This window comes from Brevundimonas sp., assembly GCF_032107865.1.
In the GTDB taxonomy this organism is placed as follows: Bacteria; Pseudomonadota; Alphaproteobacteria; order Caulobacterales; family Caulobacteraceae; genus Brevundimonas.
This window is the reverse complement of the sequence record NZ_DAMCNG010000238.1, coordinates 1-3626: the sequence shown is the minus strand read 5'-3', so window position 1 is coordinate 3626 and position 3626 is coordinate 1. Positions and strand designations below refer to the sequence as shown.

The following is a 3626-nucleotide window of genomic DNA, read 5'->3' as shown; positions in this document are numbered from 1 at the left end:
GGCTGTGAAGGCGCGCTGCATCGTGCGGATGATGTCGCCGCGTTCGCCCATACGCCGCAAGGTCTCCTCGCAGTCCGGCGCAAGCGCCCAGCGCCCTGCCCCCAGCTCGCGCGCCAGGCCGAGACGGCCGAGCGTCTGCAACCGGCCAGCCCGCAAGGTCTGCTGGAACGGATCGCGCTCGAACGCCACGACGACGCCCCCGGCGTCGAGGTCGCGAAGGAGCCGCCGGTCGAGGCTCGTTAGCCGCTCCTGCGACACCTCCGCACCGAGCCTGTCTGTGATCTCGATGTCGCTGCGCGGACCCAAGTCGAGCGAGACGAGTTCGGCGGCGCGCTCGCGCATCCCGTGCGAGAGATAGTCGCGGGCGATGACGAGGTCCTTCCCGTGATCGTCCTTTCCGCGCACGATGATGTGGGTGTGCGGATGGGCGGTGTTGAAGTGATCGACCGCGACCCAATCGAGCTTCGTCCCGAGATCCTTTTCGACCTGCTCCATCAGGCGGCGCGTCAGGGATTTGAGATCGTCGTAGGATGCGCCGTCCTCGGGCGAGACGATGAAGCGCATGTGGTGCCGGTCGCCGTCCTGACGATCGAGAAAGGCCCGGCGGTCGGCACTGTCCGCATCCGCCGAATAGAGCCGGCCCGGTCCCCCGTCGCGCGTCGTTCCGTCACGCTCGACGTAGCGTAGGTGCGCGCGCGCCGGAGCGAATCCCTTGGGACCGTCGAGGCGCACGATGCGCGACTTGATGATCACCCGGCGCTGACGCAGCGCCGAGAAGCGGTCGCGTGAGGCGAGGACGCGGCCAACGCCTGCGCCGCGTCCGATCCGCGCCCCAGAGAAACCCCGCCTGCCCCATCCAGACGCTGCACCGCCGCGCGCCAGATTCGCCGCCTTCACGACGCGGCCGACATAGCTGCGACCGCGCGCCTTCCCGAGCGAACGGATGCGGCCTAGGCGCGGCTCAAGATCGTCCTCGTCGGACACAGCGTTAAACTCCGGCTAAGTCGAACACTCCCTATCGCCCCCGCCGGGCAAAACCGAAACGACACCTACATGCGTTCGAACGCACGGAAGCGTTTGACCCAGGCGAAATTTGCATCGCCGACTAGGCGCTCACGAAATGAGACCTTCACGCTCAAGCACCTGGCGGACATCCTCGAAGGCGGCCGAGATGCGGCCTTTAGGGTATCGAATCTGGCCCAATCCCTGAATGTTGGAGAATTCCTCGCATCCCTCCTCCAACATGACGATGCCGCGGGTGAATCCGAGACGTCCCTGGAACAGACCGACTTCATGGATGACATTCATCCTCGCCTGCATCGTGCCCTCAGCGGTTTCATCTTCAGCGGTCATGATGATGAAGGCGAAGGCGGCGGCGTCGAGCATTTCGGCGAGCCGGGCGATGTTTGTCACGCCAGCCACGGGCACCCGGTTAAACTCATCCGCAGGCAGATGAAGGCGGTCTTGGATGAAGTCTTTCAGCTCCCGCCATTGGGGCGAACGGCCGTGGCCGAGGAAGATGTTCGTTCCCACCCGGTCCACGCGGCGTGTCTTCCGAGCGTTCCGTTCCATGTGGGAGGCAGCCTGCCGCACGATTTCGGCGGCCTCCCGGCCGGCACGGAACACGGTGGCGATGGCCGTGATCTCTCCGAGCAACGCGATATGCGCCGGCGTCAATACGCCGCCAGCGGCGGCCTCGGAGTCTCGCGTCATATACTGACCGCTCGGCTGCCAGGCTTGAGCGGCTTCATGCGCTGAAAAGACCTTCACCTTTTCGAGGTCGGTCTTGAGCTTGGCGAGATAGGTGTCATCGCGTTCGGAAAGCGCGCTGGAAAGGATGGATATGGCCTGGCTTTTGAGCCGTTCGAAATCTCGCTCGATGATGCTGGCGCGATCGGGCAGTTCACCGAGCGAGTCATATCCGGCTTGCCCGAATATGTACCGACGGACAGCGTCGCGACCATACTGCACCCATCGGCCTGTCGTTCCGCTCAAGCCGCTCCCGCGTACTCCCCACTCGCTGTCGAAGCGTGCTCCGGGCTCAGCCTCAAAGCCTTCCTGGTACGTTCGAGCGTGATAGCCAATCCACGATCCGGAAAAGACTTCATGCACAGCGTTGCACGCGTCGCCGATCGCCTGGATCGATTTCCTTACCTCCGGCTCGTCGCTGACCGCCGCGATCTTCTCCAAAGCATCAACGACGGCAAACAGTTCTTCGACTTCAGACAATGAAAATCCCCCAACACGTCGCAGCCATCCCTACTCACGGCGGAGCTTAGATCAACACCGCCATGAGCTCACCCCGCGCTTAAGAGCCATGGCGCCGTCGGAAACCCAGCAGTTGCGGGCTTGTGGCGCCCTATGGCGCCATCGCGCCGAACATGGCGCCATTTCTCTTCTGAAAAAACGATGTGCAGACAATCACTTGCAGCGCCATCCCGAAGAGATGGCGCTGTTGCTTTATCTTGCCATAGCCTCCCCTTCCTCCTGCGCCCTCCCCAGCAGCCCGCACGGCTCCTTCCCCGTCCGCGGCACCAAGGGAAGCAACGCCGAAGCGCCGCCTCTCCGCTGGATCAGCCTCGCGCTTGTCTCAACCGCGCCTTGATGACCTCGATCTTCCAGTCGAGCGATACCCTCATCAGCATGAGAAGATAGAGATCGTCATTGATGGCGCTTCGGCGCCGAGCGCTGCGCGTCGTCCCGAACTCGGCTTCGAGCGCCATCGCATCGGCCTCCATTTCGGCCCGGCCCTTCAGGAGCCGGGCGAGTTCGCGCCGGTCTTCGGCGCGGTCGCAGGGGCTCATCACCCCTGCTCCAGAAGCTCGAGCGACGCCGTTTCGAGCATCGCCCGCTGGGCTTCAGCGGCTTCCAGTTCGGCCGCGATCTGACGCAGTTCGCGCGGATCAAGGACGCCCCGAAGCTCGGCGCGCAGTTCTTCGATATGCTGTTCCAAGGTCATTTGAACCTCCTGTCGAGTGAAAGACAGGGGTCGTTTCCGGCGCGGGGCGGGCCGGGTCAGGGACCGCGAAGCGGCCGCGCAGCGGCGATGGGGGAAACGATTTTTCCCGGCGCGCCCGGCGTTCGATCGGGAAGGCTGACGTCTGTCCGCCGGGAAAAATGGTGGGGCCCCGTCGTCCTTGAGGCGGTCCGCCCCGCGCCGGATGATGGGCGAGTCTGAGCGGACATCCCCCTCGCCTCACGGACGCTCGTCCAGCGGTCGCCGCACCGCGAACAGACTGTCGGACGCCATCCTGTCCGGCGGGGCGGAGGTCGACGCCGCCGGTCGGGTGAGCGCGAAGAACAGGCTCTCGCCGGACAGGATGGCGGGCGGCATCTCGGGCGTCGCAGGCCCGCGGGCGAGCTGGGCGATATAGGCGCGCGTCTCGCCGGGAAGCGGCCGCCCGGTCGCCAGATGCTCGACGTAGCGGCCAGGACCGGCGTTGTAGGCGGCGAACAGGCCGGGATAGCCGAAGCGGTCATGCATCAGCTTCAGATAGGCCGTCCCCGCCATGATGTTGTCGCGCGGATGGTGCGGATCGGACCCGAGTCCGTACCGCCGCCGTATCGCGGCGTAGGTGCCGGGCATCACCTGCATCAGGCCCATCGCGCCTGCGCGCGAGACGATC

General features: G+C 65.2%; 5 protein-coding genes. All 5 read right to left on the bottom strand.

All coding sequences use genetic code 11. The features are described 5' to 3' along the window. A partial coding sequence (locus RT567_RS14625) for a DUF3363 domain-containing protein (RefSeq protein WP_313576988.1) occupies positions 1-984 on the bottom strand: 984 nt, incomplete at its 3' end. 129 nt (positions 985-1113) lie between these two features. Continuing rightward, positions 1114-2229, bottom strand: a complete 1116-nt coding sequence (locus RT567_RS14620) for a TIR domain-containing protein (protein WP_003165154.1) — start codon at positions 2227-2229, stop codon at positions 1114-1116. Between the two features lie 344 nt (positions 2230-2573). Next, positions 2574-2804 (bottom strand): hypothetical protein, encoded by a 231-nt coding sequence (locus RT567_RS14615; RefSeq protein ID WP_003168653.1) that lies wholly within the window; start codon positions 2802-2804, stop codon positions 2574-2576. Next, a complete protein-coding gene (locus RT567_RS14610) occupies positions 2804-2959 on the bottom strand; it encodes a hypothetical protein (protein WP_003168654.1) in 156 nt (51 codons plus the stop codon). Before RT567_RS14610 ends, RT567_RS14615 begins: the two co-directional genes overlap by 1 nt. Before the next feature lie 237 nt (positions 2960-3196). Further along, positions 3197-3626: lytic transglycosylase domain-containing protein (locus tag RT567_RS14605; RefSeq protein ID WP_313576987.1), on the bottom strand; the 430-nt coding region annotated here is incomplete at its 5' end.

Excerpts from the sequence above, each read along its gene's own strand:
- RT567_RS14615 (WP_003168653.1), bottom strand. The coding sequence starts at position 2,804 with ATGAGCCCCTGCGACCGCGCCGAAGACCGGCGCGAACTCGCCCGGCTC.
- RT567_RS14610 (WP_003168654.1), bottom strand. The coding sequence starts at position 2,959 with ATGACCTTGGAACAGCATATCGAAGAACTGCGCGCCGAGCTTCGGGGC.